Origin of the sequence: Helicobacter labacensis (genome assembly GCF_003660285.1) — a bacterium.
Taxonomy (GTDB): Bacteria; Campylobacterota; Campylobacteria; order Campylobacterales; family Helicobacteraceae; genus Helicobacter; species Helicobacter labacensis.
In genome coordinates, this window is sequence record NZ_QXQQ01000005.1 from 25,076 (window position 1) to 50,544 (window position 25,469).

Annotated in this window: 22 protein-coding genes; 2 read left to right on the forward strand and 20 right to left on the reverse strand. The window is 46.3% G+C overall.

What is annotated here, in order from left to right; all coding sequences use genetic code 11:
• Window positions 1–129: 129 nt before the first annotated feature.
• The 14 genes from gyrB to EAO33_RS09810 all read right to left on the reverse strand — a co-directional run bounded on the left by gyrB (window position 130) and on the right by EAO33_RS09810 (window position 18,366).
• Window positions 130–2,433: a DNA topoisomerase (ATP-hydrolyzing) subunit B gene (gene gyrB, locus EAO33_RS02800; RefSeq protein WP_120944770.1), complete on the reverse strand. Its 2,304-nt coding sequence runs from the start codon at window positions 2,431–2,433 to the stop codon at window positions 130–132.
• Window positions 2,434–2,627: 194 nt separating this feature from the next.
• On the reverse strand, window positions 2,628–3,326 hold the full coding sequence (gene pepE, locus EAO33_RS02805) for a dipeptidase PepE (protein ID WP_120944772.1): 699 nt from the start codon (window positions 3,324–3,326) through the stop codon (window positions 2,628–2,630).
• A complete protein-coding gene (gene ppsA / locus EAO33_RS02810) occupies window positions 3,323–5,734 on the reverse strand; it encodes a pyruvate, water dikinase (RefSeq protein WP_120944774.1) in 2,412 nt (803 codons plus the stop codon). Before ppsA ends, pepE begins: the two co-directional genes overlap by 4 nt.
• 27 nt (window positions 5,735–5,761) lie before the next feature.
• A complete protein-coding gene (locus EAO33_RS02815) occupies window positions 5,762–7,420 on the reverse strand; it encodes a bifunctional chorismate-binding protein/class IV aminotransferase (RefSeq protein ID WP_162982189.1) in 1,659 nt (552 codons plus the stop codon).
• A 1-nt stretch (window position 7,421) separates the two neighbouring features.
• Window positions 7,422–8,309: a DUF2156 domain-containing protein gene (locus EAO33_RS02820; RefSeq protein ID WP_120944778.1), complete on the reverse strand. Its 888-nt coding sequence runs from the start codon at window positions 8,307–8,309 to the stop codon at window positions 7,422–7,424.
• Entirely contained in the window at window positions 8,299–10,221 is a 1,923-nt protein-coding gene (lysA, locus tag EAO33_RS02825) for a diaminopimelate decarboxylase (protein ID WP_120944780.1), read from the reverse strand. Before lysA ends, EAO33_RS02820 begins: the two co-directional genes overlap by 11 nt.
• Complete coding sequence (locus EAO33_RS02830; RefSeq protein WP_120944782.1) at window positions 10,218–10,784, reverse strand: 2-oxoacid:acceptor oxidoreductase family protein; 567 nt, start codon at window positions 10,782–10,784, stop codon at window positions 10,218–10,220. Before EAO33_RS02830 ends, lysA begins: the two co-directional genes overlap by 4 nt.
• Before the next feature lie 2 nt (window positions 10,785–10,786).
• Window positions 10,787–11,614, reverse strand: coding sequence for a 2-oxoglutarate ferredoxin oxidoreductase subunit beta (locus EAO33_RS02835; RefSeq protein WP_120944784.1), 828 nt, complete (start codon window positions 11,612–11,614; stop codon window positions 10,787–10,789).
• Window positions 11,615–12,745 carry a 2-oxoglutarate synthase subunit alpha gene (locus tag EAO33_RS02840; RefSeq protein ID WP_120944786.1) on the reverse strand — a complete coding sequence of 377 codons (1,131 nt, stop codon included), beginning with the start codon at window positions 12,743–12,745 and terminating at the stop codon, window positions 11,615–11,617.
• On the reverse strand, window positions 12,742–13,083 hold the full coding sequence (locus tag EAO33_RS02845) for a 4Fe-4S binding protein (protein ID WP_120944788.1): 342 nt from the start codon (window positions 13,081–13,083) through the stop codon (window positions 12,742–12,744). The genes EAO33_RS02840 and EAO33_RS02845 overlap by 4 nt, the downstream gene beginning before the upstream one ends.
• A 94-nt stretch (window positions 13,084–13,177) precedes the next feature.
• On the reverse strand, window positions 13,178–13,447 hold the full coding sequence (locus EAO33_RS02850; protein WP_120944791.1) for an EscU/YscU/HrcU family type III secretion system export apparatus switch protein: 270 nt from the start codon (window positions 13,445–13,447) through the stop codon (window positions 13,178–13,180).
• Window positions 13,447–14,067: a riboflavin synthase gene (gene ribE, locus EAO33_RS02855; RefSeq protein WP_120944793.1), complete on the reverse strand. Its 621-nt coding sequence runs from the start codon at window positions 14,065–14,067 to the stop codon at window positions 13,447–13,449. Before ribE ends, EAO33_RS02850 begins: the two co-directional genes overlap by 1 nt.
• A gap of 163 nt (window positions 14,068–14,230) precedes the next feature.
• Window positions 14,231–15,592: an McrC family protein gene (locus EAO33_RS02860; RefSeq protein ID WP_120944795.1), complete on the reverse strand. Its 1,362-nt coding sequence runs from the start codon at window positions 15,590–15,592 to the stop codon at window positions 14,231–14,233.
• The gene (locus EAO33_RS09810; RefSeq protein ID WP_120944797.1) at window positions 15,589–18,366 is read right to left on the reverse strand and encodes an McrB family protein; all 2,778 of its coding nucleotides are present in this window, start codon (window positions 18,364–18,366) and stop codon (window positions 15,589–15,591) included. The genes EAO33_RS02860 and EAO33_RS09810 overlap by 4 nt, the downstream gene beginning before the upstream one ends.
• A 440-nt stretch (window positions 18,367–18,806) precedes the next feature.
• Here EAO33_RS09810 and EAO33_RS02870 point away from each other — a divergent pair, with 440 nt between their 5' ends.
• Complete coding sequence (locus EAO33_RS02870) at window positions 18,807–19,826, forward strand: aliphatic amidase (RefSeq protein WP_120944799.1); 1,020 nt, start codon at window positions 18,807–18,809, stop codon at window positions 19,824–19,826.
• A 626-nt stretch (window positions 19,827–20,452) separates the two neighbouring features.
• Here EAO33_RS02870 and EAO33_RS02880 read toward each other — a convergent pair.
• From EAO33_RS02880 to EAO33_RS02890, 3 genes are all read right to left on the reverse strand, one after another.
• Complete coding sequence (locus EAO33_RS02880; protein ID WP_162982190.1) at window positions 20,453–20,836, reverse strand: hypothetical protein; 384 nt, start codon at window positions 20,834–20,836, stop codon at window positions 20,453–20,455.
• 486 nt (window positions 20,837–21,322) lie between these two features.
• Complete coding sequence (locus EAO33_RS02885; protein ID WP_120944805.1) at window positions 21,323–22,771, reverse strand: glutamate decarboxylase; 1,449 nt, start codon at window positions 22,769–22,771, stop codon at window positions 21,323–21,325.
• Window positions 22,772–22,930: 159 nt separating this feature from the next.
• On the reverse strand, window positions 22,931–23,317 hold the full coding sequence (locus EAO33_RS02890) for a hypothetical protein (protein WP_120944807.1): 387 nt from the start codon (window positions 23,315–23,317) through the stop codon (window positions 22,931–22,933).
• A gap of 90 nt (window positions 23,318–23,407) precedes the next feature.
• Between EAO33_RS02890 and EAO33_RS02895 the strand changes: the two genes are divergently transcribed.
• On the forward strand, window positions 23,408–23,875 hold the full coding sequence (locus EAO33_RS02895) for a hypothetical protein (RefSeq protein ID WP_162982191.1): 468 nt from the start codon (window positions 23,408–23,410) through the stop codon (window positions 23,873–23,875).
• On the opposite strand, the gene EAO33_RS02900 is transcribed toward EAO33_RS02895, so the two are convergent.
• The 3 genes from EAO33_RS02900 to EAO33_RS09705 form a co-directional block, all read right to left on the reverse strand.
• Window positions 23,798–24,556, reverse strand: a complete 759-nt coding sequence (locus EAO33_RS02900) for a hypothetical protein (RefSeq protein ID WP_120944811.1) — start codon at window positions 24,554–24,556, stop codon at window positions 23,798–23,800. The genes EAO33_RS02895 and EAO33_RS02900 overlap by 78 nt on opposite strands.
• A 44-nt stretch (window positions 24,557–24,600) precedes the next feature.
• Complete coding sequence (locus EAO33_RS02905) at window positions 24,601–25,185, reverse strand: hypothetical protein (RefSeq protein WP_162982192.1); 585 nt, start codon at window positions 25,183–25,185, stop codon at window positions 24,601–24,603.
• A 152-nt stretch (window positions 25,186–25,337) separates the two neighbouring features.
• On the reverse strand, window positions 25,338–25,460 hold the full coding sequence (locus EAO33_RS09705) for a hypothetical protein (protein ID WP_268877451.1): 123 nt from the start codon (window positions 25,458–25,460) through the stop codon (window positions 25,338–25,340).
• Between the last annotated feature and the right edge of the window lie 9 nt (window positions 25,461–25,469).

The window sequence follows — 25,469 nt, forward strand, 5'->3', positions numbered from 1 at the left end:
CACAAAGATCCAATTTGACAACTCCACCCCGTGCGCTTGAAACACCCTCTCTATGCTTTCTAGTGAAAAGCGCAAGACTCAACGCAGAGCCGGTATAGTTTACAGGCGCAACTTTGATCGGGGCTATCTTTACACATCTAAATGTTTGACATCTTTAGCGTGCGCATAGATGTATTCGCGTCTGGGTTCGACCTCATCGCCCATGAGCAAGTTAAAGGCTTCATGAGCTTTGGCTTCATCTTCTAGGCAAACCCGCAAAAGGGCGCGGTTTTCTAATGCCATTGTGGTTTCCCAAAGTTGATCGGGATTCATCTCGCCCAAACCCTTATAGCGTTGGATATACGCCCCTGCTTTAGCATTCTGCTCCACCTTGTCTAAAAAGTCTAACGCATCCATTCCCAAAGCCCCCATGTCGATCTCAGCGATGCGCGCAAATAAAGTTTTTGCCTCTAAAAATAGCGGGTCTTGCAATAATGTTTGATCAACCCCTACCTCTACAAGCCCTAAGGGGGTTTGCACAAAGAAATGCGCGCCCTGTTCTGAAACCTGTTGGGTTAAGACACGATAATCCAATCTTTTTAAAAGACTTTCCATGCGTTTAGCAATGGCTTCAAACCCTAAGCCCTCTATCTTGTGCTCCACCAAATCGCGCAATACTTCGATCAACACAGAGCGTTTTGCTAATTCTTGCAATACAGATCGATACGCGCTTAAAGTTTTGAGCAAATCCAGTAAGTCATTACGCCCCATGCCCTCAATTTCCATGCTATCAATCCCATGCTCGATCAAGAAGTGGTTGAGTTCGCGCTCATCGCGCAAATAACGCTCGACTTTCTTCTTTTTAAAGCGATACAAAGGAGGTTGGGCGATATAGACATGCCCATGCTCGATCAAGGGTTTTAAATGGCGAAAGAAGAAGGTCATCAGCAAAGTTTGGATATGACTCCCATCCACATCCGCATCGGTCATAATGATGATCTTGTGGTAGCGCAATTTCTCTAAGTTAAATTCTTTGCCCACCCCGCACCCAAAGGCGGTGATCATGTTTTTAATCTCTTCAGACTTGAGAATCTTGCCCAAATGCGCCTTTTCTACATTGAGGATTTTACCCCGCAAGGGCAAGATTGCCTGAAAGGCGCGATCTCTACCCTGTTTAGCTGAGCCCCCCGCACTATCTCCCTCTACCAAGTAGATTTCGCACTCTCTGGGGTCTTTGCTTTGGCAATCAGCCAGTTTGCCCGGCAGAGTGCCCACACTTAAAGTGTCTTTCTTGCGTGTGATTTCACGCGCCCTTTTGGCTGCCTCACGCCCGCGTGCGGCTAAGAGCACCTTTTGCACGATCGCCTTAGCGATGCTAGGATTCTCCTCAAAATATTTAGCCACTTTTTCATAGACCAGTTTAGCCACAATGGGGCGCACAAAGGAGCTTCCTAGCTTGGCTTTGGTCTGCCCCTCAAATTGGGGGTCTAAGAGTTTCAGACTAATGATCGCGCTCAAGCCCTCCCTAACATCCTCTTGCACCACGCTAGCCCCCTCCCTAGAGGCATTGTTCTCTTGGATATAATTTAAAAGTGCCTTGCTCAAACCCATTTTAAACCCGCTTTCATGCGTGCCCCCCTCAATCGTGCGGATGTTATTGACAAAGCTAAAGGTTTGCTCTTCATAGCTTTCATTATAAGCCAGTGCGACTTCTACCTCCATACCCTCCACTTGCGCGCTAAAGGCGATGATCTCAGAGATGAGCGGGGTTGTTTGGCTGTCCATAATGAATTGTTTCAAGCCGTCTTGATAGTGGTAGCTTTCATGGATTTGGGCGGGTTGGTCGTGAAACTCTAGGGTGATTTTGTTGTTCAGATACGCCATTTCTTGAAAACGGCGTTTTAAGGTCGCGCCATCAAAGGCGACCACTTCCATAATTTGGGGATCGGGGAAAAACTCAATGGTCGTCCCGCGCTTTTTAGTGGTGCCGATGACTTCTAGGGGAGTGGTGGGGATTCCCTTTTCAAATTCTTGGCGATAAATCTGCCCCTCTCTATAAATGGTCATAATGAGCTTAATAGAGAGCGCATTGACCACACTCACCCCCACGCCATGCAAGCCTCCAGAGACTTTATAACTCTCTTGATCGAATTTGCCCCCGGCGTGTAAAATGGTGAGCACCACAGTAGCAGCTGGGATACCCTCTGTGGGGTGAATATCTACAGGGATACCCCGCCCATTGTCCTCCACAATGCATGATCCATATTGACTTAAGGTTACTTTGATGTGATCGCAAAAGCCCGCCATGCTCTCATCGACTGCGTTATCCACCACTTCATACACCATGTGGTGCAAACCATTAGCCCCCGTGTCGCCAATATACATCCCCGGGCGTTTTCTAACCGCTTCTAGCCCTTTGAGAACCTTAATTTTATCGCCCATGTAAGAGTGCATCACTAGCCTTATTTTAGAAAAGTTCCATCTATGTCTGCGAGGATTATAGCATTTTCTCCTCCCATCGCCCTTTAAGTTTACGGGTTTTGGGCGCGTAAGAGCGGGGCTTGTTTTCTTGGCGTTTCTACTCTAATATGCGGTGGCGTAAACCACCCAATCCTTCAGTCCTGCGCACAAAGTAGCAACTTTTGTTACTACATTCCAAAAACGCTACCAGAAGCAATCTGTGCAATCTGGTTAGGGTATGTAAACTTGAATAAAAATGCCCTACAAGGATGGAGTATCTGAACATAGTGCCCATCAACTTTAAATGCCATACCATCGGGCATGCCATAAACGACCGCTTGAGGGTTGAGGGCTAAAAACTCGGCAATTCTCTCTTGACGACTCTCGCCCTCATGGTGCGCTGAGCCGGTGGGAAAATGCGGGTTAATTTGGTAGGGCACTAAATCTAAAGCCTGCAAGCTTGGGGGGTAAGTGATGGGCATGTCATTGGTGGTGTGGATACTAGGAGTCGCTACATTGGATCCGGCTGACCAACCCAAATAAGGCACACCCGCTTTCACGCGCTCCCTGATCACTTCTAATAAGTTATGTTGATACAAGCCCTCTAAGAGCTTAAAACTATTCCCCCCATTCATCACAAAGCCTGCACAGGTGCGCATAATCTCTAAGCCTCTATGCACGCCCACCACCTCCACACCAAAACCCTTTAAGAGCGCGCGCAAATGCGTCTCACATTCCTCTTGACTCCTAAGCACACTTCCATAGGCGATCAAAGCGAGCTGTTTTCCTTTAAGCTGGTGGGTTTGAAAAAACGCCTCAATCCAAGATAGGGCATATTCTAAAAACTTGCCCTGATAGAGCGCGCCGGAAAGTAAGAGTAAATTCATGCTTGATTTTCTAATTGCACGACTCTATTCCAAGTGGCGATCACTGAGTCAGGATTGAGTGAGAGGGAGCTAATACCCTGTTTGACTAGAAACTCGGCGACCTCAATGTAATCACTGGGGGCTTGCCCGCAAATCCCACAATACTTGCCATGTCTTTGGCAGGCTTGAATGGCACGCTTAAACATCTCCAACATCACCGGGTTGCGCTCATCAAAGACATGGCTGACCAACTGCCCATCTCGATCCACGCCTAGAGTGAGCTGGGTTAGATCATTAGAGCCAATGGAGAAACCATCAAAGAGATTTAAGAAGTCATCAGCCAAGATCACATTCACAGGCAATTCGCACATGATATAGAGCTCTAGCCCATTTTTGCCCGATTCTAGCCCGTTTTTACGCAAAATCTCCAAAACCTTTTTAGCCTCCTCAATGGTGCGCAAGAAAGGGATCATAATTTTCATATTAGTCAGCCCCATTTTTTCACGCACCAAGCATAAAGCCTCGCACTCCCAGCCAAAGGCTTCTTTATAAAGGTCCGAATAATAACGGCTAGCTCCCCTAAAACCTAGCATGGGGTTTTCTTCATGAGGTTCATACGCGCTACCCCCCAGCATGCGCATGTATTCATTGGATTTAAAATCGCTGGTGCGCACAATGACTGGTTTAGGATAAAAGGCAGCACTAATCATACCCATCCCCTCAGCGATTTTTTTGACAAAGAAATCTTTAGGGCTTTCATACCCGGCAATCAAATTTTCCAACTGCTCGCGCTCGGGCACTTCTTTATTATGGTGCAAATCCACTAAAGCTAGGGGGTGGGCTTTGATCTGGTTGAGCATGATAAGCTCCATGCGCGCCAATCCCACGCCGTGATTAGGTAATTGCGAAAACTTAAACGCCTTCTCCGGGTTGCCAATGTTAAGATAGATCTTAGTTTTAGGCTCTTGCATGGCATCCAAAGCAATGCGCTCCACCTCAAAGGCATGCGCGCCCGCATAGATATAGCCCGTTTCCCCTTGTGCACACGAGATCGTAACCTCCATGCCCGTATAAAGCGATTCGGTCGCCCCCAAAGCCCCCACAATGGTGGGCACGCCAATTTCGCGCGCCACAATGGCAGCATGGCAGGTGCGCCCGCCCCGATTGGTTACCACCGCGCTCGCCTTTTTCATAATGGGCTCCCAATCGGGATCGGTATTATCTGTTACTAGAATCTCCCCCTCTTTGAAAATATTCATGTGATCTAAGCTATTGATCACGCGCACCTTACCTATGCCAATCTTGCCCCCAATCGCCTTACCCGTAAGCAAAACCTCTTCAGGGGGCGCGCTTTTAAAATGGTATTTTTCATACACCTTAGCGCTCTGCTTAAGACTTTGGCTTTGCACGGTCTCAGGACGGGCTTGCACAATGAAAATCTCTCCACTATCCCCATCCTTTGCCCATTCAATGTCCATGGGGCGGTATTGCCCGGCTTCTTTGGTGTAATGCGCTTCAATGATAGCCGCATCGCGCGCGAGGTTTAAAATATCGCTATCGCTCAAAGAAAAGCTTTGTTGTTCTTTGGGGGTGGTGGGGATGGTTTTAGTGGGGTGTTCGCTCCCCCGAGAGGCATACACAATTTTATTAATTTTGTCGCCCAGCTGGCGTTTGATAATGGGTTCTTTGCCCTGGGCTAGAGTGGGTTTAAAGACATAAAATTCATCCGGATTGACTAGCCCCCCCACCACGCTCTCCCCCAAGCCCCAAGAAGAAGTGATAAAGATCGCGTCTTTAAAACCGGTTTCTGTGTCAATAGAAAACATCACCCCCGCGCTGGCTTTGTCCGCACGCACCATTTTTTGCACCCCTACACTCAGCGCCACTTTTAAGTGATCAAAGCCCCTAGAGGCGCGGTAACTAATAGCGCGATCGGTAAAGAGTGAGGCTAAACACGCCTTGATATAGTGGATGAGCTCGGTTTTGCCCTTGATATTCAAATAAGTGTCTTGTTGCCCAGCAAAGGAGGCATCGGGCAGGTCTTCTGCCGTAGCCGAGCTACGCACCGCGACATCGGCTTCGCGCATGTGGTATTGCTCACTGAGCATTTTGTAGGCTTGCAGGATTTCATCGCGCAGATCAGCAGGCAGAGGCGTGCCAAAGATGAGATCGCGAATCTGTTTTGAGCGCATTTTGAGCACATCTAATTCGGTCGCATCCACGCCCTCTAGTAAGGCTACAATTTGGGCTTTAATACCCCCCTTTTCTAAGAGATACCAATAGGCATCGCTAGTGATCGCAAAACCATTGGGCACTTTAATCCCGCTGGGCACAAGCTCTTGAAACATCTCCCCAATGCTGGCATTCTTGCCTCCGACTAAATTAACATCTCTGTTATTGATCTCTTTGTAGAATTTGATATAGCGCATAAAACCCCTTTGTATGTGGTGTGGAAATTATAACATGGGCGTATCTAGCTTGACCTCCACCACCCCCCTAATGGCATTGGTAGCATAAATCTTATCCGCCCGCCTCAAGTCCTCTAAACCCAACTCTTTAGGAGCACAACGCCCCGTCTCAACCAAGTGTGTAATGCCCACCCCCTTTAAAAGTCCTGTGTCAAAAGCGGGGGTGTAGAGTTGCCCCTCTATCTCTAAAATGACATTGGAGCGCGCCCCCTCGCTAAGTTGCCCATCAGGAGTATAATGCAACACATCAAAACAAAGCCCCTCTTTAATTTGGGCGCGCGCCTCTTCATACCACGGGGTGTAGGTGCTCTTGTGGGTTAAAAAATCGTTGCGCGGGTCTAGGGGTTTTTGGGCTAAGAGGAGTTTAACACTCTTAGGGGGTTCTAGGGGGCTGTATTCTAGGTCATAACTCCCGTCCTTATGCCATAAGAGGCGTAAAATGCCATCTTGAGTGGGCTGATAAGTCTCTAGCCAATTTTCATAGACAAAGTTAAAATAGTGTGCACTTCTCTTTAGACGCTCTGCGTGCAAATCTCTATGGCAAATTTCTAAATGGCGCACTAGCATGGTTTCTATGAGGCTAAATTCAATTTTAGGTAGAATAAAGAAACTCTTTAAATAACACTCTTGGTATTCAGATTCTAGCTGGCTCGCCTGCGTTACCCCGCTGCCCACACAGAGGGTATGGGTTTGGCTCTTTTGAGGTGCGCACATGGTGCGGATGGGCACATTAAAGAGAGCATGCTCAGAATCGATAATCCCAATCGCCCCACAATACACCCCCCGCTGGTGTTGCTCTAAATCTTGTATGAGTTGCATGCTTTTGGCTTTGGGCTCCCCGGTAACCGAGCTAGAGGGAAAGATCGCCTCTAAAATGGGGAAAAGCTGGGGGCTTTTGAGAGTGCCTTCCAAAGTAGAAGTCATTTGAAAAAGGGTCGGGTGGGCTTCCACTTCACATAACTTAGTAACCTCCACCTTGTGGGCAATATGGGCGAGTTCTTGGGCGAATAAATCCACTACCATCGTGTTTTCATTGCGGTTTTTGGGATCGTTTTGTAAAAACTCCCGGTTGTGTGCGTCTTGCTCAGGGGTAGTTCCGCGCGCGATTGTGCCTTTCATGGGTTTGACTCGTATGGTCTGTGCGGCATAATCTAGATCAAAGAATAACTCGGGTGAAAAGCTTAAAATAGTTTCAAAAGGGCTTGGCAAAAAAGCGCAATAGGGGGTGTGCTGGTTTAACAACACTTGTTCAAAAATGGCGCGGGGTGTAGCGTGGGTTTTTAAATGCAAGGGCAGAGTTAAATTCACCTGTGCGCATTCTCCCTTGCTAAAGCTCTCTTGAATCGCGTTAAATTGATGGGCGTAGGTGTTAAAATCTATGGGGGTACTGATTTGGGGGTGAAAGGGCATGTATTTTGGGGGTGTGGGCGTGTAGGGTTGCTTATGGGCAAACTGAGTAAAGTAGGCAATGGGGGTTTTAGAGGCGGTCGCGCTTAAGGCGTTGTAGTGCAGATAGCCCACAAAATAGCCTTTGTGGCGTTGCTCGTCAATGCGTTCTAATAAATCTTGTAATTGGGCGTGATGAAAAGCCTGAAAGCTCTGCAGGGGTTGGCTGTAGTGAAACTCTCCAAAGATGGCTTCTTGCATATCAATCCTTATAGGTGGCATGAAATTTTTCAAGTAAAAAGGCAGGATTGTAGCCCATTTTGGCTTGGCGCAAGCCCTCAATGCCTAAATCTTCTTCGCGATTGACTAGGGGGCAGTCTTTAAAGGCATGGGCTAGGAGTTGTTGGTTAATCATTTGGTAAGCCCCGCGCACGCGTGGGTCTGCCTTTTCAATGTGGATCACCGCCATCTCTGCATTAATTCTCTCCCCAAAACTCAAGCCCACTACGCGCCCCTCTATGCAAATAAGCCCCCCTTGTAATTGCAACTCTTCAAAGACTTCTAACGCGTCCAAAATGCCTTGGTGTTCGTAATCCAAAGCCTGATCTTCTTGCCCTAAGGCGCGCCACTCTACAAGGGCACTCACAATCTGATCGCGCTTGTGCGCGCTGATAGGTTCGTAGATAAAATGGGGGTATTGCTTTAAAAAGGCGTTGAGGTGGTTTTTCTTTTTATGGTATTTTTTGCCTTGTAAGGCAATGAGCTCGGCGGTGTGGTAGACATAATCAAAGCGATCTCGCTTGGCTTCAACACTAAAGGTATTGGGGTAAAAACTCTCTAGTTGCGCCCTTTGATCTGTTTGCAAGGCTCTAAACTCTAAGACTTCGTTATGCGCCTTTGTGTGGGCTAAAAGCTCTGCAAGCGCGCCCTTTTTATCCCCCGCCCCAATGGGGTAAAAATAAAAGGGAGCTTGCTTGGGGTATTGTGTGCGAATCACCACACAACCACACACAAGGGCTAGGCGAATGTCCCTAGCGCGTCGCCATAAATACAAATTGGTAAAATTCACATCTGACACGCTCAAGCGATCTGCCTGTAAATGCGTGTCCAATAGCCCTTTTAGCTCTAAATTTAAGGGTTTAAACTCCACTTTTTCTCCGCGTAGTAGAATAAGTGCCTAAACATAGGGGCTCTAAATGGGTGCTTAACTCTAGGTCTGTATTGCCTTCTAGCAAGCATCCTAGCGGTGTGGCTAAAAAATAGGAGTCTGTGCACGCACTTAAAAGGGCTTGCACTTGGCTTGTGTGTGTGGGAGCAAACCACCATGCCCGCCGTGTGGGGTTATTTTGTGCCATAAAGCCAAAACGCCCCACGAGCAAACACCACACACCCGCGATTTTAAAGCTGTGGGCGATCTCTAGGCGTTGTTGCATGATGAGTTCTGTTAAGGCTTTGAGCCCTTGAGCGTAGGCATGACTACTTCGCACCTCTAAGAGCCCATAATCCACGCTTTTAAGCAAAATCGCATCAAAAAGCGTTAGAGGGTTGTAGAGTTTTAGTTTAAATTTCTGCCCTAAAAGCCTTCTAGCCGTGTTTGTGCGCGTGCTAACCCCCACCCTCTCAGGGATCACTAGCCCCCTTGAAACACCTAAAATCTCTGTATAAATGCTCTCTAATTGCCCCCCCACTTGGGTGTAAATCTGGGCTTCTCTGGCGGGGTTGTAGATGGGTAGCCCTTGTGCGCGCTTTTGTTTAGCAATTTGGCTAGCCACCTCAAAGCGTTTTGTAAGTAGGGCACTAATTTGTGTGTCCAGCGCGTCAATCTGGGCGCGTTGGCTCTCTAGGCTGCTCTCTTGCAAACAAGCGCGCTCTCCAGCAATGAGGTTAGAAAACTCCTCTTTGGGTTTAATCACCCTTAGTACGCCCCCCTCAAGGGCAAGCTCTAAAATCTTAGGACGGCTATTATAATGGCTAGCCATGCTCGCCCCATAAGCCCCCACCTGCTTAAAGACCAGCAAATCCCCCCTAGCCACCCCCCTTAAAGCCACCCCCTTTAAAAAGCAATCCGCGCTCTCACACACCGGACCCACAATGTCATAGATCGCCTCCTCGCCCTCTTGGGGCTTAAGCACCTCTACTTGATGGCGCGCGCCATACAAGGCGGGGCGAATCAGGTCATTCATCCCCGCATCCACCACCACAAAGTTTTTCTGTGCGCTGGGTTTGACATATTGCACGCGACTGACCAACACCCCGCTATCTGCCACAATTCTGCGCCCCGGCTCACAAATTAAAGTCAGGTCTAGTTTTTGCGCGATGCTTTTAAGGGGCTGGGCGTAATCCACAATACTAATAGCACCCTTGCCCTCATCTACACCCAAGCCTCCGCCCATGTCTAAAAACTTGAACTCCACCCCGCTAGCCATTAAAAAGCGCGCGAGCGCACTCATCTTTTGGCTTGCCTCTTGGATAGGTTCTAGCTCGATGAGTTGTGAGCCAATATGACAATGCAAGCCTACCGGTTCTAAAAAGGGGGACTGCTTGGCAAACATGAACATCTGCACCGCCTCTTTTTCCTCTACTCCAAATTTATTTTCCCATAAACCCGTAGAAATATGGGGGTGGGTTTGGGGGTCAATATTAGGATTGATACGCACACTCACACGCGCTGGGGTGTTTAAATCAGTAGCGATGCGCTCAACCAGCCGAAGCTCTTCAAAAGATTCCACATTTAAAAATAAAATCTTGCTCTCTAGGGCTTCTATAATCTCACTCTCCAATTTGCCCACCCCGCTAAAGAGGATTTTATAGGGGGGGATGCCCGCTAATAGGGCGCGGCGCACCTCATAAATAGACACGCAGTCCGCTCCCGCTCCCAAGCGCGCTAAATGGGCTAATAAACTTAAATTAGAATTGGCTTTTAAAGCGTAGCAAATCAGAGATTTGCCCCCGCTAAAGGCGTTTTTAAACTCTAAAAACGCCTCTTTGATCTGGTCAAAATCGTAAAGATAAAAGGGGGTAGGGTGCGCACTCGCAATGCGCGCAATACTGTCTTTATTCAAGAGATTTTTTTGGCTTCCAATGCCTTGAGTGCGTGTGCTTCTCCAATTTCAAAGGCTTTTTTATTCAACTCTGCCACTTTAGCGGGCACTTTGGAGATCATCGTTTCAATCACTTGGGCGCGATCCACGCAATCCATTAGAGTAGTGGTGATTGCTAGCGCGACCACGGACTGGGTGATGATATTGCCCACTTCATTTTTGGCAATGGTGATAATGGGGATTTTGTAGAGTTGAAACTTGGCTTCATCTTCTAGGGTGGGGTACACCAAGTTAGGATCGACCACTACCACACCCCCCTGCTTGACATCGCCCTTAAAAATGCTGTAACTGCTTTGGGCTACTGAGAGCATAAAATCGATCTCGCCTTGTTTGGCATAGGGGTAGATGATCTCTTCAGCACTTAAGATAATATCTACCTTAGTAGGACCACCGCGCACTTGGCTGGTGTAGGTAGAGGTTTTTGTGCCAAACCCCCCGCTGGCAATCTTTGCCTCTGCTAAGATTTCTCCGGCTAGCAAGACCCCCTGCCCGCCTACACCTGTAAAGCGTAATTCTAAACTCATGGCTAGCTCCTCTCTTTCTTAGAAGCTTTTTCAATCACACTTTCATAAGCCTCACAATACTCCATCTTAGAAGTGTCATGTTTGAGCACTCCAGTGGGATACTTGCCCTCCCTCTCCTCTGGGCTCAAGGCTTCGTATTGGCGTTTGCTCAACAAACGGGATTGAATCCACGCTAGAGTTTGGGCTGCCTCGCCCATTTTGTTTTTGCGCCCCAAATTGATATGGCAATTGCTATGCACATCCACAAAGCTAAAACCCTTATGGCTAAAGCCCTCTGCTAATGTGCGCTCCAATCTCTTGGGGTCTAACACGCTCTCACGGGCGACAAAACTTGCCCCAGCTGCCATAGTGATCTCACAAGGGTCAAAGTGGTTGTCAATATTGCCACTTTGGGCAGTAACCGTCCACATCCCATTAGGGGTTGTGGGGGAGGTTTGCGAATTAGTCAAGCCATAGATGAAGTTATTGACCAACACTAAGTTAAGATCAATATTACGCCTGCAAGCATGGATGGTGTGATTGCCCCCAATAGCAAAGCTATCTCCATCTCCAGACACCACGATGACATGTTTTTTAGCATTGGCTAACTTGATCCCGGTGGCATAAGCTAGCGCGCGCCCATGTGTGGTATGCACGGTATTACAATTCACATACGAACTCATGCGCCCACTGCACCCAATCCCACTCACCAAGCACACATCGTCCATATTCCAGCCCAAGCTATCAATGGCGCGGATAATGCATTTTAAGATCACCCCATCCCCACAGCCCCAACACCAAAGTGTAGGGGTCTTATCCACGCGTAAATACTCATCATAATCAAATGCCATTTAGAGCTCCTTTATTTTTAGCGCGATTTGGCGGGGGGTAAAGGGTCTGCCATCGGCTTGCAACAACGCTTCTACTCTGCGCCCCATGGCATGCTCAATTTCTAAAACATATTGCCCCTTATTGAGCTCGACCATGAGGATTTTCTCAAACCTTTTGCCTAATTCTGCAAGTTTGGCACGCGGGCTGGGCCACAGAGTGAGGGGGCGAAAAAAGCCAATTTTTTTAGGATACCCTTGCGCTTTTAAATCTCTTAGGGCTTCTTTAATAGCTAACGCGCTAGAACCATAGCCAATCACAAGCACATCCGCACCTTCTAAATCCATCTCTTCATTTTTGCACACAATGTCGCTTTTAGAGTCGATCTTATGAAAGAGGCGATCGATGAGCGCGCCCCCAATTTGGGCATCCTCTGTGGGGAAGCCAATGGGTCCGTGGTGTAAGCCCGTAATGTGGTAACGATACCCCTTAAAAAAGGGATTAAGGATCGCCGACTCGTCTTGGGGCACACCGTAAGGCTTATAGTCCTTAGGATCGCCCTCAAAGACACGCCGATTCACCACGCTTTGCTGCACTGCTTGTAAGTCGGGCAAAGATACCCTGCCATACATGTGTCCAATGGTTTCATCTAAAAGCAAAAAGACCGGAGTCATCAGCATTTCAGCCAAATTAAAAGCGCGGATTGTTTCACTATAGATTTCTTCTAAATTACCCGGGGCTAAGGTTACAGATTTAAAATCCCCATGTGAGGGGTGTTTTAAAAAATTAACATCGCCTTGTGCGACTCTTGTGGGCATCCCTGTGGAGGGACCTGAGCGCATGACATCTACGATCACAAGAGGGGTTTCTGTCATGAAGGCATAGCCAATCTGCTCCACTTTTAAAGAAATCCCCGGCCCTGAGCTAGCCGTCATCGCCTTGACCCCACTCATGCTCGCTCCCAAAGACACACACACCCCCCCAATCTCATCCTCCATTTGGATAAAATGCCCCCCGTGAGCAGGCAAAAGCTGGCTCATCGCATGCATGATGTCTGAGCTAGGGGTGATGGGATAGCCCCCAAAGAAACGACAACCCGCTTCAATGGCGGCTTTAGCGACTAAATCATTGCCATCAGAAATCACCTCTCTCATTGTCCTCTCCCCTCAGCCACACTCTCTTGCAATAACATGTAATGGTTGGCCCGCACTCGCTCACCTCTCTGCTCTGCCTCTTTAGACACTTTGGCAAATTTAAATTCTTTTTTCTCCGCAACATAAATGGCAAAATCCGGGCAACCTAGCTCGCATTTGCAACACCCAATACAGCTTTCTGGGTAAGCCACCTTAGCGACCTTGCCTAAAATGTGATCTAATTTCACGCCCATACCCAGCACCCCAGCCGGACACACAGATACACACAAATCGCAACCCTTACAACGCGCCTCATTCACCCAAACGGGCACACCCTGAGGAGCTACCATCTTGGACATCAAAACTCCTTGATTGACACGACTAAATAGAAGTGCGATCCTAACATTTAAATGCTAAATTACACATAACAAGCTACTTAAAATGCACAAAAACTTAAGAACTCAACTCCGATTGACTCTCCACATTCTGCAACCAAATAAAGACTTCTACCACACTAGAATAGAGCTCGGGTGGGATGGGCGTATCCAAACGCACATCTAATAAAGACTCCACCAGGGCTTCATTGCAAAATAAGGGCACATCAAAGGCTTTAGCCTTCTTCACGATCGCGCGCGCGATCTCCCCCACTCCACTAGCCACCACCTTAGGCGCGCTATCCTGCCCCACATTATAAGCCAGCGCGACCGCTTTAGGGAGTGCCATCAATACCCCATCACAATGCGATCCACATCCTGCCAAGTGGGTTTGGCTTGTGGGGATCGTTGCAACAAACGCGCCAAGGCGCGCACCAACAGATCGCTTTCTAAATTGACTCGTTGCCCTTTCTTGTAGCTAGAAAATAGAGTATTAGCAAAGGTGTAGGGGATAATGGTTAGACTGAAGCTATGGACATGCACTTCACTAAGGGTGAGACTCACCCCATCTAGCGCAATCGAGCCCTTGGGGATACAAAGCCGCAAAAAATCGTTAGGGGCTTGGACTTCTAAATTGACTTGGTTCGCATGGGGCTCAATAGCCACAATGGTGCCAATGCCATCAACATGCCCCTGTACGAAATGCCCATCTAGACGCGAATCAAGCCGTAAAGCCGGCTCCATATGCACACGCGCCCCGGGGGCATAATTTTCTAGGGCGATCGACTCTTGGGTGTGTGCGCTTAACTCTAAGACAAAACCCCCTTTCAACAGCCCAATAACCGTCAAACACGCCCCATTTACAGCGATGCTATCGCCCAAAGCGGGACGATAAGCACTTGACACTTCTAACACATTGCGGTTAAAGGTTTTGACTTGCGCCATTTGGTGAATCACGCCACTAAACAAGCTAACCCCTTCAAGATCAAACTATGTTCTTTTTAAGATTATAATATAAATTTGGTGGAATAGGAGATAAAAAGCTTGTAAGCACACGCCCAGCTATTTAAATGCTAATGCCCACAACCAAACCTTGTTCTAAGTGGCATTTTTTTCTACCAATGAGACTAACCTAGTTGCCCAATGGAAAATACTTGATTTGGAGCTCAATACCCTCGTTGGCTTTGAAGGTGTAGATCGCAAATTCCATTCTGTTCTGGTAAGGATAAACCAACCACACGCCTACGCACCTTTGTCTGCTTTTTGATTCTGATTCAATAAAGGCGTATTTACTAGCATACGCCCACATTTGGTAACGATCGGCAGGAGAAATATCTCTAGGATTTTCAGGGGTTTTCCATTTGGTGTCTAAAATGTGGATTCTTCCATCTTTTCTTAGCACAATATCTGGGCGCATTTCAAAACACTTTCTATTTTGCTGATCTAGCATTAGATATTTGCGGTTTTGTTTTTGCAGACCCACGCTACACCCTTCTAAACTTCTTTGCAACCAATGCCCCACAAAAGATTCAAAAAGTCTTTCCATAGAGAATAACAACGCATACGCCCGATTTACTCCCTTATAGGGGGTGAGAGATTTTTTACGCAAGAAAAGATCGCACCATGCCAAAAGATTTTCATACTCCTTAAAACGGCTAGCGTGCGCGCTTTTGGCAAAGTCCGCATCTATGTTTTTACTCGGGCTTACCTCATCAAAGACAAAGCGCACGCTATTTAACTTCTCTTGGCTTTTGGGACTTAAGCTCAAGGTTTTAAACATCTCCAGCGTGGATTTAATGAGGCGATTAGGCGGGTTATCTAGGCTATATTCATCGCTGATCGTGTAAAAGCGTTCTTTATGGATCATGTTAGCTTTGAGGTGTTGGGTAAACTCCAGCTTGCCTTTGAGAAAAGGGCGATTTTCTGACACGCTTAGGTAATCCCGCTTTAAGCCCCGTTTGATGAGTGCTTGGCATTCCTCTAAAAACATTTGGATAAAAACCTCTAGCAGGGGCAGATGTGCGCTACTAAGCTCAGAAAATTGGGTTTGTTTAAAGGGTGTATCTTTAAGGGTAGCCAAACAATTATGAAGCACAGCTTTAGCATAGCAGAGAGGACAATCGGGCTTTTTTAAAGGTTCTAGGTTGGTCTGTAGCTTGATAAATTCTTTGATCTGATCTTGAAATTTTGAGCGATCAAGTTTGGGTATTTTCTGCTGGCACTCGGGGGCGTGATCCCTTAAATCCCGCCCACAAATTTTAGGCAAAATCTCGATACAAAAGCCCTGCACTTGGATCAAACCCACATAATTTTGGGTTTTGAGGCTGTTGCCACTAAATCTTAAAAATTGATGGTTACCTTCTTGTCTAGTAAAATTTTCAAGGGCTTCCCATATTTTGGGGGCTTTGTCTTTACGATCTCCTAAGCGTTCTTCAATGTTTGTTTGGCTGAAAGCTTGGTACTCGGCTAAATAGAGCGTGGGTGTGGTTTTCATGCGTTTTCATTAGAAGATTCAGCGGACACATTCTCACCTGCCGACCCTTCTCCTGCCTCGTTGTTTACCTTCACTTTATCATTATATATTTTTTCAAACATGGCAACTTCCCATGGACCCGGTTTGATGTGATAAACCTTTTTATCAGAGTCTACAAAATCTTTAAGAGATTCCTCTAGATTGATGTTTTCTAAGGCTTTATGCCCCTCTTTAAATTTCTGCATTGTTTTAGGCGACAACATAGTATTGTCATTCAACACGACATTCACTTTGGCGTGATCGTCATAAAAATACTCTTGCAAAAGCGGGATGATCTTGTTTTTAAAGCAATCTTGCAAACCTTCTAAGTCTTTTAGCCCCAAAAAGTAGCTATGCCCGATGGTGTGATCTTTGTCTAGCAAAAACTCTATGCGCGCGTTTATCGCCTCTAAGAGTTTTTGCAAATCCACCCCCGCGCAATTCGCGCTCAGCAACGCAGGATTAGGCATGATTTCCTCAAAGACGAATCGACGGCGCAAAGCCGTATCTAGCAAGGCGATAGAGCGATCGGCGGTGTTCATCGTGCCGATGATGTAAAGATTGTCGGGAACGCCAAAAGGAGGCTTTTTGCTGTAGGGCAGAGTTACCCGCAATTCCTCGCTACTGCCTATGCGTTTGCTAGGTTCGATAAGTGTAATGAGCTCGCCAAAAATCTTAGAGATATTGCCCCGATTGATTTCATCAATGATGAGGATGTAGGGTTGCTTGGTGGGGGCTTTGGGGTTTGGCTGGAGTGGCATCATTTCAATGGATGGTGTCGTTAGATTTTGGGTTTTTAGGTAATCTGCTTCAAATGCCGTGAGTTTTCTAAGGAGCGCATAATGGTAAGAGGTATTAGAAACATGGATGTCCTTAGGTTTTTGAATGCCCCTCGTCTTGTCTGCTTGATACAACTCCCTTAATTTGCTCCCCTCAATAGAAACCGGTTCTTTTTCTTGATTGTAAGTGATTGCAAACTTGAACCCTTCTGCTGTTTTACTCCATGTGAGTTCTTTTTGGTCCCCTTGATAAAGCTCAATGTAACATTGTCCCTTAACCTCTTGTTCTTGCCTCAAAGAAGCCGTAAAAGCTTCCAACAAAGCGTGCCAATGCGCATCAATCTGTACCATTTCTTTAGGTACATGCGCATCCGTATTTTCTAAGGCTTCTTGCGCCCTTTGGCACATTTGTTTAAAAATCCCCGCCTCAACTTTGTAAGACACCTGATCGCTATTCATCTCGGGCTTGATTCCCTCTACAAATTCCTCATAGCCATAGCTTTGGTGGAAGGTTACAAAGCCAATGTAGCCTTGATCTTTGTAATAATCAAACAAAGTTTTAGCGCGGGCTCTGTTTATCTCGCTCTGTGTTTGGGCGGATTGAGGTATTTCAAGCTTTAACACTTCAAACGCGTTGTTAATTTCTGTTTCTAACTCCTGTCCTTGCTTGCCTAGCAAAATTTCTAACGCCTTGTTGATGGTGTTATAAGTCTTGCCTGTGCCCGGGGGTCCATAGAGGATTTGGTTTAGGGGGGTTTTGTTTTTCATAGTCTCTCCTTTGTGGTTTTCTTGGGATGTTTGTGAATTGTTTATTTTAAAGTCATTGATAGGGACTTCATGAAATTTATTGACACACCACAAAAATTGATCTGTGATATTTTGTTCAAACTCCTCCAGAGTATCGTAAGTATAGAGATAATCGTTCTTATGGATGAGATGCGTATTTTTGCCTGAAAAAAGCTTTGGATACGCCCGGCATTTTTCACAGATCTTTTTATGCTTTCCATCCCAACCAGCTAGACCTATACAACAGACAAACCCTCTTGGGGGGACATTGACTACCTCAGTGTCGTGCCAGTTATAGCCCACCCAAATATCAAAACCCCGAATCCCGTTTTCTGTTCTAATATTGACAAACTCCCCCCTCTCACCCCCTACAATTTTTGTGCGGAAAAAGGCAAGTCCGGGATACCCTTTTCCTTTTTTAAAAGCATCAGCACCGGCATGCACAAAACACTCATACCCCCACCCCTGTGCAAAATTGTTTAACCTCTTTTCAAGCGCACTACGCTCACTCTCTAGGGGAGGCTTAGGGTTTTTGCGACTCCCCTGCACGGCTTTATCCACCAAACCCACAAACTCCTGTAATAACCCTAAAAACTCTGCTTTCTGTTCCTCGCTCCATTCTACCTTTTCCATACCATTTCCTTTAAAGTCCTCTAAGGGAATCGCATTGAACTTAACTGCCAATTCTAAAAAGTAATCTGCTATTTCTCCTATAGTGCCTAAATCGCGCTCTTCGTATCCCAAAGGGTGATCACCACCAAATAACTTTTCATAAGCGGCGCACTTTCTGCACTCTTCAAAACCCTCATCAGCGCGCCCTATATAAATGTCAAAGAGCTTGGGTTGTTCCTTGCGTGCATACGCAAACCAGATGTAAAAACCCTTTTGGGGCGTTGGCTTTTTAGGATCAGCAAACCACTCTTTTAAAGTATCTTGTCTAAAAAAAGAAATCGCCGGTTTGTTGGCTAAATTGCCAAATCCCGGACTAATCACGCACACATACCCAAACTCCCGTAAAAACGCATTTAATCTTTTTTGGAGTGTATCGCATGCACTCTTTGGGGCTTTAGGGGCTGGGCTCTCCCCTCTTTCCTCCCACTCCTGCACCGCTTTATCCACTAAATCCACAAACTCCTGCAATAACCCTAAAAACTCTGCTTTTTGTTCTGCATTCCATTCTAGCTTTTCCATAACACTTCCTTAAAGTCCTCTGAAATGATCAGCGATCTCTTCTAGCGCGTCCTCTATGTTAGCATAAATTCCATATTCGGGATTATGCCCCTCAAAATCTTTTTATAAATTAGAAACTTTTGGCACGCTAACCTGCTTGCCTTGACAAACCTGCCTATAGCAAGATGAAAACCTCTTGGATACTCTAGCCACTTTGACAGTTGAGATCAGACAAAACATGATCGAATTTTTCTGCTAACTTGCTAGGTTCTAAGCCTCTTGTTGTCATCTCCGCTGGCTATTGCGCAAACTCCCCCAACAATCCCTGAAACGCTTTTATTGCGCGCTAAGAATTATCATAATTGTTTTTGTTTGTGTTGCAATTTTGTTTACGCAACTATTGTAAAAGCCCCCTTGGGGTTTTTCAAGACTCCTCAATAAACGCATTACAAGGAGATGATATGAGACATGGAGATATTAGCAGTAGCCCTGATACTGTGGGCGTAGCGGTGATCAATTACAAAATGCCTAGATTGCACACCAAAGCGCAGGTGTTAGAAAATTGCCACAACATCGCTCAGGTGATTGGTGGGGTCAAACAGGGCTTGCCCGGGTTGGATCTGATTATTTTCCCTGAATACAGCACGCAGGGGATTATGTATGACAAACAAGAGATGTTTGACACAGCAGCCAGTGTTCCGGGCGAAGAAACCGCTATTTTTTCTGAGGCTTGCAAGAAAAACAAAGTTTGGGGCGTGTTTTCGCTCACGGGTGAAAAGCACGAACAAGCCCAAAAGAATCCTTATAACACTCTGATCCTCATCAATGATAAGGGCGAGATCGTGCAAAAATACCGCAAGATTTTGCCTTGGTGCCCCATTGAATGCTGGTATCCGGGAGATAAAACCTATGTGGTTGAGGGACCTAAGGGGCTAAAAGTTTCTTTGATTATCTGCGATGATGGCAATTACCCCGAGATTTGGCGTGATTGTGCGATGCGCGGTGCCGAGCTTATTGTGCGCTGTCAAGGTTATATGTATCCAGCCAAAGAACAGCAGATCACAATGGTAAAAGCGATGGCGTGGGCTAATCAATGCTATGTGGCTGTGGCGAATGCTACCGGCTTTGATGGGGTGTATTCTTACTTTGGACACTCTAGTATCATCGGTTTTGATGGGCGCACTTTGGGCGAATGCGGGGAGGAAGAAAATGGACTCCAATATGCCCAACTCTCTGTGCACCAAATCCGCGATGCCAGAAAATACGATCAAAGCCAAAACCAACTCTTCAAACTCTTGCACCGCGGTTATAGCGGAGTCTTTGCTAGTGGGGATGGGGATAAGGGCGTGGTAGAATGCCCCTTTGAGTTTTATAAAACTTGGGTCAATGATCCCAAAAAAGCTCAAGAGAATGTAGAGAAATTCACCCGCTCTAGCGTGGGTGTAGCTACATGCCCGGTCTATGATTTGCCCAAAGAATGAGGGGGTTAGGTTTAGATGGCTTTTGGCGCAAAACCTGCGGTGTGGAGCTTTAGAGATGCTTAAAGATTTTCTGCACATACGCGCCATGTCCTTGGGATATTGTTCAATTTGGGGATTTTTGCTCACATCATTACGAGTAAAGTAGGCAGGGCGCGTATGCTTAAAAACTTGTGTGTCTTGCATAGGGGGAATACACCCCATCCACCACTAGCACCATTTGGACGCTTGCGCGCGAAAGCGCACAGATTGGAGTAAACGCGCGCGCTTTCACTAGCACTATTTGGACTAGCGCGCTGCGTGTTCTTGGGGACTTAAAAGTTATTTGGGTGCTACGCACCCAGCGCACCTTTGGAGCTTAAGCGTTTTACTTAGTTTTGCGTCTTTAATTATTTTCACATGGGGTGCGCGGGTGCCGCCTATAATTTCCTTGATCTCGCTAGCGCGTAGAGAATAATGTACTCCTTGATAAACCACGCCTAAACAATCCTCATCCCCCTCAGGGACATAAGAATAGCTATTGACATAATACGCATAGTAAAGCTTAACCCCCCTCCCACACATCGCCGTTTACAAAGATGATCTTTAGCGGGTCTTCATATGCGTCCATATTAGGCAGATGTTCCACTCTACTCCTTAATTTTTACAGGGACTATGTGAATCTCCCCTTTATCATTCCAGTGTAGTTTACTTTTAAACACTTTAATAAGAGCTTTGCCATGTTGGCTAACAAAACCTTCAAAATTAGGGTGGCTAATGATGCCATGTTTATCCCATGCGCTTTTATCTTGGGTTAACCTAATTTGCAAACTCTGTTTAATTTTGCGCTTTAAAGCGCGTTTAAGGGCTCTTAAATAATAGCTGCGTCCCTGAATATAGCCCCCTACCTCCATATGTAGCGTTCTTGTTTGCGGTAATTGTACATTTATGGCTCTTTTAACACACTCTAACTTATTATTTACACTCCTCCTTTTTAGCTCTTGCAGTGTTTTTAATATCCAATTTATATCCAATTTGCTAAGGCTTGCTCCACACGCTTTAAAATAACCTTCTTATTTGCAACCCGTGGTTTTTCCTTAGTCTCATTAGGTATGCAGTATCCGGAAAACTGCCTCATTCTTTTGCTCACGCATTGTCTCCCACTTAGCTACAAATGCCTCACATAGCCCCTCAATTTCTAGCAACTCCTTTTCTTGGCGCGCATTGAGCTCTTGCATGCGAATCATGCTCTTATATAGCAGGCGCGATCTCTTATGGTGTACTCGCTGAAATACAGATGCACGCCCAAGAGTTAGGATGTGAGAAACTTCAAGAAACCAAAGACCAAAGAAATCATTAATCTAATCTTATCTGTGCACACACTAGAAAGCATCGCCAAAGTTTGATCTAATTTAGATGACATTGAGCAAGGAGTTGCACCCGCATTCCTAGCGCACAGAACAAGCAATGGGCTTAGAGCGCAAAGACTCCGACCAAATTTATGACTCCCCCCAAATTCCTCAATGCGTATAACCCACCGGGACGGCTTTGCCCTCTTCTAACTGGCGTTTGTGGCTCACTAGGCTTGCGCTCTCTAGATCCTTGATGGCTTGCTTTAAGTCTTTTAAAAATAGCGACATCTGCTCCATGCTTTGATCAGCGCGCACGACCACACGCATCACCGAGACATTTTGAAAATTGGCTGGGAGGGGGTAAGCAGGGACCTGCCAACCATTAAAACGCAGGCGATCGGCTAAATCGTAAAGATCCCATTGTTTTTCTTGCTGCGCCTGTGCATTCATAGCCCAGCAGATGATGGGGATGTTTTGACCCTCATTGATCATCTCAAAAAGCCCCAAGGCTTGGATGCCCCTTGCCAAGAAAAGCCCCACATCGCGGGTTTTAGCATGCACAGCCTTGTAGCCCTCAAAACCCCAACGCACAAAACAATAATACTGCGCCCAAATTTGCGAGCCCGATCGGGAGAAATTAATTTGAAAAGTGGGCTCAAAATCCCCTAAATACGCCACTTTAAAGATCAGCTCATCGGGCAAAAATTGTTTATCCCGCCATAGCACCCAGCCAATTCCGGGGTAGATAAGACCATATTTATGCCCTGAAGTGGAGATAGAGACGACATTTTTGAGGCGAAAATCCCATTTGAGATCTGGCTGCATAAAGGGCAGATACAACCCCCCAGAAGCCGCATCCACATGGACGGGTACGCTAATTTTAGCCTGTTGGTTGTATGCGCTTAGGAGCTTATCTAAGGTTACAATGTCATCAAATGCTCCTGTATAGGTAATTCCCATAATGGGCACAATGCCAATCGTGTAATCATCGCAAAGCTCAATGGCTTTTTGCGCATTTAAAGTCAGGTCATGCCAATCACTCATAGGGACTTCGCGCAACTCCACATCCCAATACACGCAGAATTTTTCCCAAACCACTTGGTAACCCGAACCGACAATGAGATTAGGTTTTTTCTTGCTAATATCCATGCCTAGAGCTTGCGCCCGTTTGCGCCAGCGAAATTTCATCGCCATGCCACCCAACATGCAAGCTTCTGAAGAGCCCACGGTAGAAGTGCCCATATAGTCTTCTTGCGGGTTAGCATTCCAAAGATTGGCAATGATATTCACGCAGCGTTTTTCAATCTCGGTGGTTTGTGGGTATTCAGATTTATCAATGGCGTTAGTTGCCATCGAATCGAGCATAATTTTTCGGGCTTCCTCTTCCATATAGGTTTGCACAAAGGTGCAAAGATTGTAGCGCGGGTTGCCATCATGCATCATTTCATCTGAAACCAGCTGGTAAGCAATGCGCGGATCCATCATTTTCTGCCCTATTTTTTCGCGGGGCAGTAACACATCACTCTCTGCACTCCCAAAAATGGGCGTAGAAGAACTATCCGCCTTGAAAACAAATTTCTCTTCATCTCTTTCTATGTGGCTTTTTTTGTGTAGCATGGGAGGATCTCCTACTCTTTTTGTCAAAATATAGATTTTCTAGTATCGCTTAACTTGCTTTAAAGCGGGCTTTGGACTGGTGGGTCTTTATACTCCCACCCATTGCTCATGCCATCAATCAAAACGCCCATTATTTGCCTTTCAAGTAGTTAGAACATCCTAACTCCTAAAACTAGGCGTGAAAAAGATGATCTCCATCTCTAGCACCAAGCTATAGAGTGGAGTAGAGGCGATCTCTACCTTTTCTACCTTGATTCCCTTAGGGTTTTTGTGCGCGGCAAAAATCTCTAGCTCTTCTAGCACTTGCTCTAAGAGATGATCTGCCATTTCTTTGTCGTGTGCCAAAATCTCAAATTCTAACTCCATGGTGTGCTTCCATGAATCATTGCTAGGCGCGCTAATCTGTGTGTCTGTGGTGCGAATGACTAAAAAAGGAGCTTTGGATGCATCCAAAGTTAAAATGTCATCTACAATCACATTAGGAATTTTGATCTTGCGCGCTAAGACGCTTTGCAAGCCTAGTAAGACTTCATTGCGCTTAAGCACAACTATCCCTATATTCTTGCAAAAACACGCGCATGATCGCCCGCGCTCTTTCAATGTGCACAATACGCCATGTGGTTTTATTGTAGGTGAGTGCCACGCCTGCTTCTAGGTCGTTATTATGGAGAAGTGTATGTTGAGGGCAAGCGCAAACGCTTTAGCTTTAGAATGCTAGACACGCCACAAAACCGCGCCAAAGCCCAAGAGTTGCACGAGGGAAAAGATTGCCCAAAAAGCCCAGAGGGGGGGCGCGCTTTGGGCGATCTAGTGCAAGCCTACCAAAAACGCCTAGAATGGCTAAAACCCACTTCTAAACGATCTATCGCGTCCTTTTTAAGGCGCGTGGTAGAGCTACTAGGCGGAGCGCACACGCCGCTAAGCCACATCAACAAAGACCTAGTGCACAACTTCTATTCCCAGCTAGTAGCTAGCAACACTTCCCAAGCGCACATCAACAATCTAGCCCACCAGCTTAAAGCCTTGTTAGCTTTTGGCGTGGAAGAGGACTTTTTGCAACTCTGTTCTTTTGCAATGCTTGGATTTGTAGCATTGCTCTCTTAGCTTATTAAGCAACGCATCGTTGATGCTAGATAAGAAAATACTTTGCTTGTCTCTAGCTTGGCTGTAATAGATATTTTTGCCCGGCTGGATTCTAAACGCTTCTCCTGTGTCCGGATCTTCTCCCTCAATGCCACCATACTCTTCATAAAGATACGCGTCTAACAAAAACCCTTTAGGATTTGGCTTAAACACATAGGATTGATGGATGGTATCCGGATAGCCATCTGCAAACGCAACATCCTGCCACACTTCTAGGCTAAAGCTATGCTTTTTAAAAACCACGCTGGCGCTCAACCTCAACAGTTGCGCGTTATTGAACGCATCGTGGCGCAAACAAAAGCTCTTTTGTTGGCGCGATTTAGCCAATTCTTTTAAACTCTTTAAAATCCCCATACAAACGAATGTGGGAACATTTTTGCCTGAAATTCTAAAATCCTCAGTGGTCATGTTTTGTGCTACAAGATCCGCATAGAACACAGCCACGCGCAGAGGTTTGTTATTGACTTGCCCAGTAAAGATCGTTGTCAAAAAACGCTTATACCCTCCCCCATAGCGATCAAAAAGATGGTCTAAAACATGCATGTCATCTATCATTATCCGCACGCCAGCGTCTAAATCCTTGACACCCCCACCAAAGCACACGCCCATAAGTGCTAACAAAGCCCCTAAAAACAATTTCATCGGTCGCACCCATCACCTCCACACCTCTAAACTTTCTAGATCACCTACTCGTTAAATGCTTGATCAGAAGCTTTTTCAGTTTCTGCCTCCAAAGGCTTACAACGCTTGGATTTGTAACAGCGAGTCTGAAACTTCTCTAACAAGTTAGGGGTGATTTGCTTTGCTAGAAATAGCCCCCCATCTCTTTGGCGGCTGTAATAAAGATTAGAACCCGCCTTTTTGATGGTAACAGGCTTGATTTTAACCATGTCCTTAAGAAAGCTGGCATCCACACATTGAGAAATCCCATCAGCATTTGTCTCATACACTTCATCGTAGCGGTATTGCTCTAAAAAGAAACGCCCCTTTTGCATTGAGAATACAAAACGCTTATAGGCTACATTGGGGAAAAGCCCCCGCTCCATATCTTTTACCCAGCAGTCTTGTTGGCGCAGGGTAAAAATAAGGTGTTGGTTTTTAAAAGACACTTGCGCGCTGGAGGACACAAAACCAGCGGGCTCCTCATCTTCAATTTGCACACAAGAACCTTGATGCCATACCAAGTCCTTGAGCACGCTAAAACACACGGTTCTAATCCCATTGCTAGCCCCCTCAGCAATAGCTGATCCCCACATCACAAACACACGCATGCTTGGTTTTTTTATCTCAAATATTTGGGTATTGTAGTGATGCTACCACCCACGAACATCCCCCCAGGGTCCGCCTCAAAGAGCGCAGAATCGCACCAACAATAGGTTGGATTAAACTTATACCCCTCCCTACACCTGCAATCTTTGCGCCACTACATATCCAAAACATGCATAAAATCCTGTGTTTGTTGCTCAAGCGCGCGCTCAAATAGAGCCATATTTGAGCCATAGCAAAGACCCACCCACACGCACAGAAACGCAAGAAACTTTGCCATTTAATCACT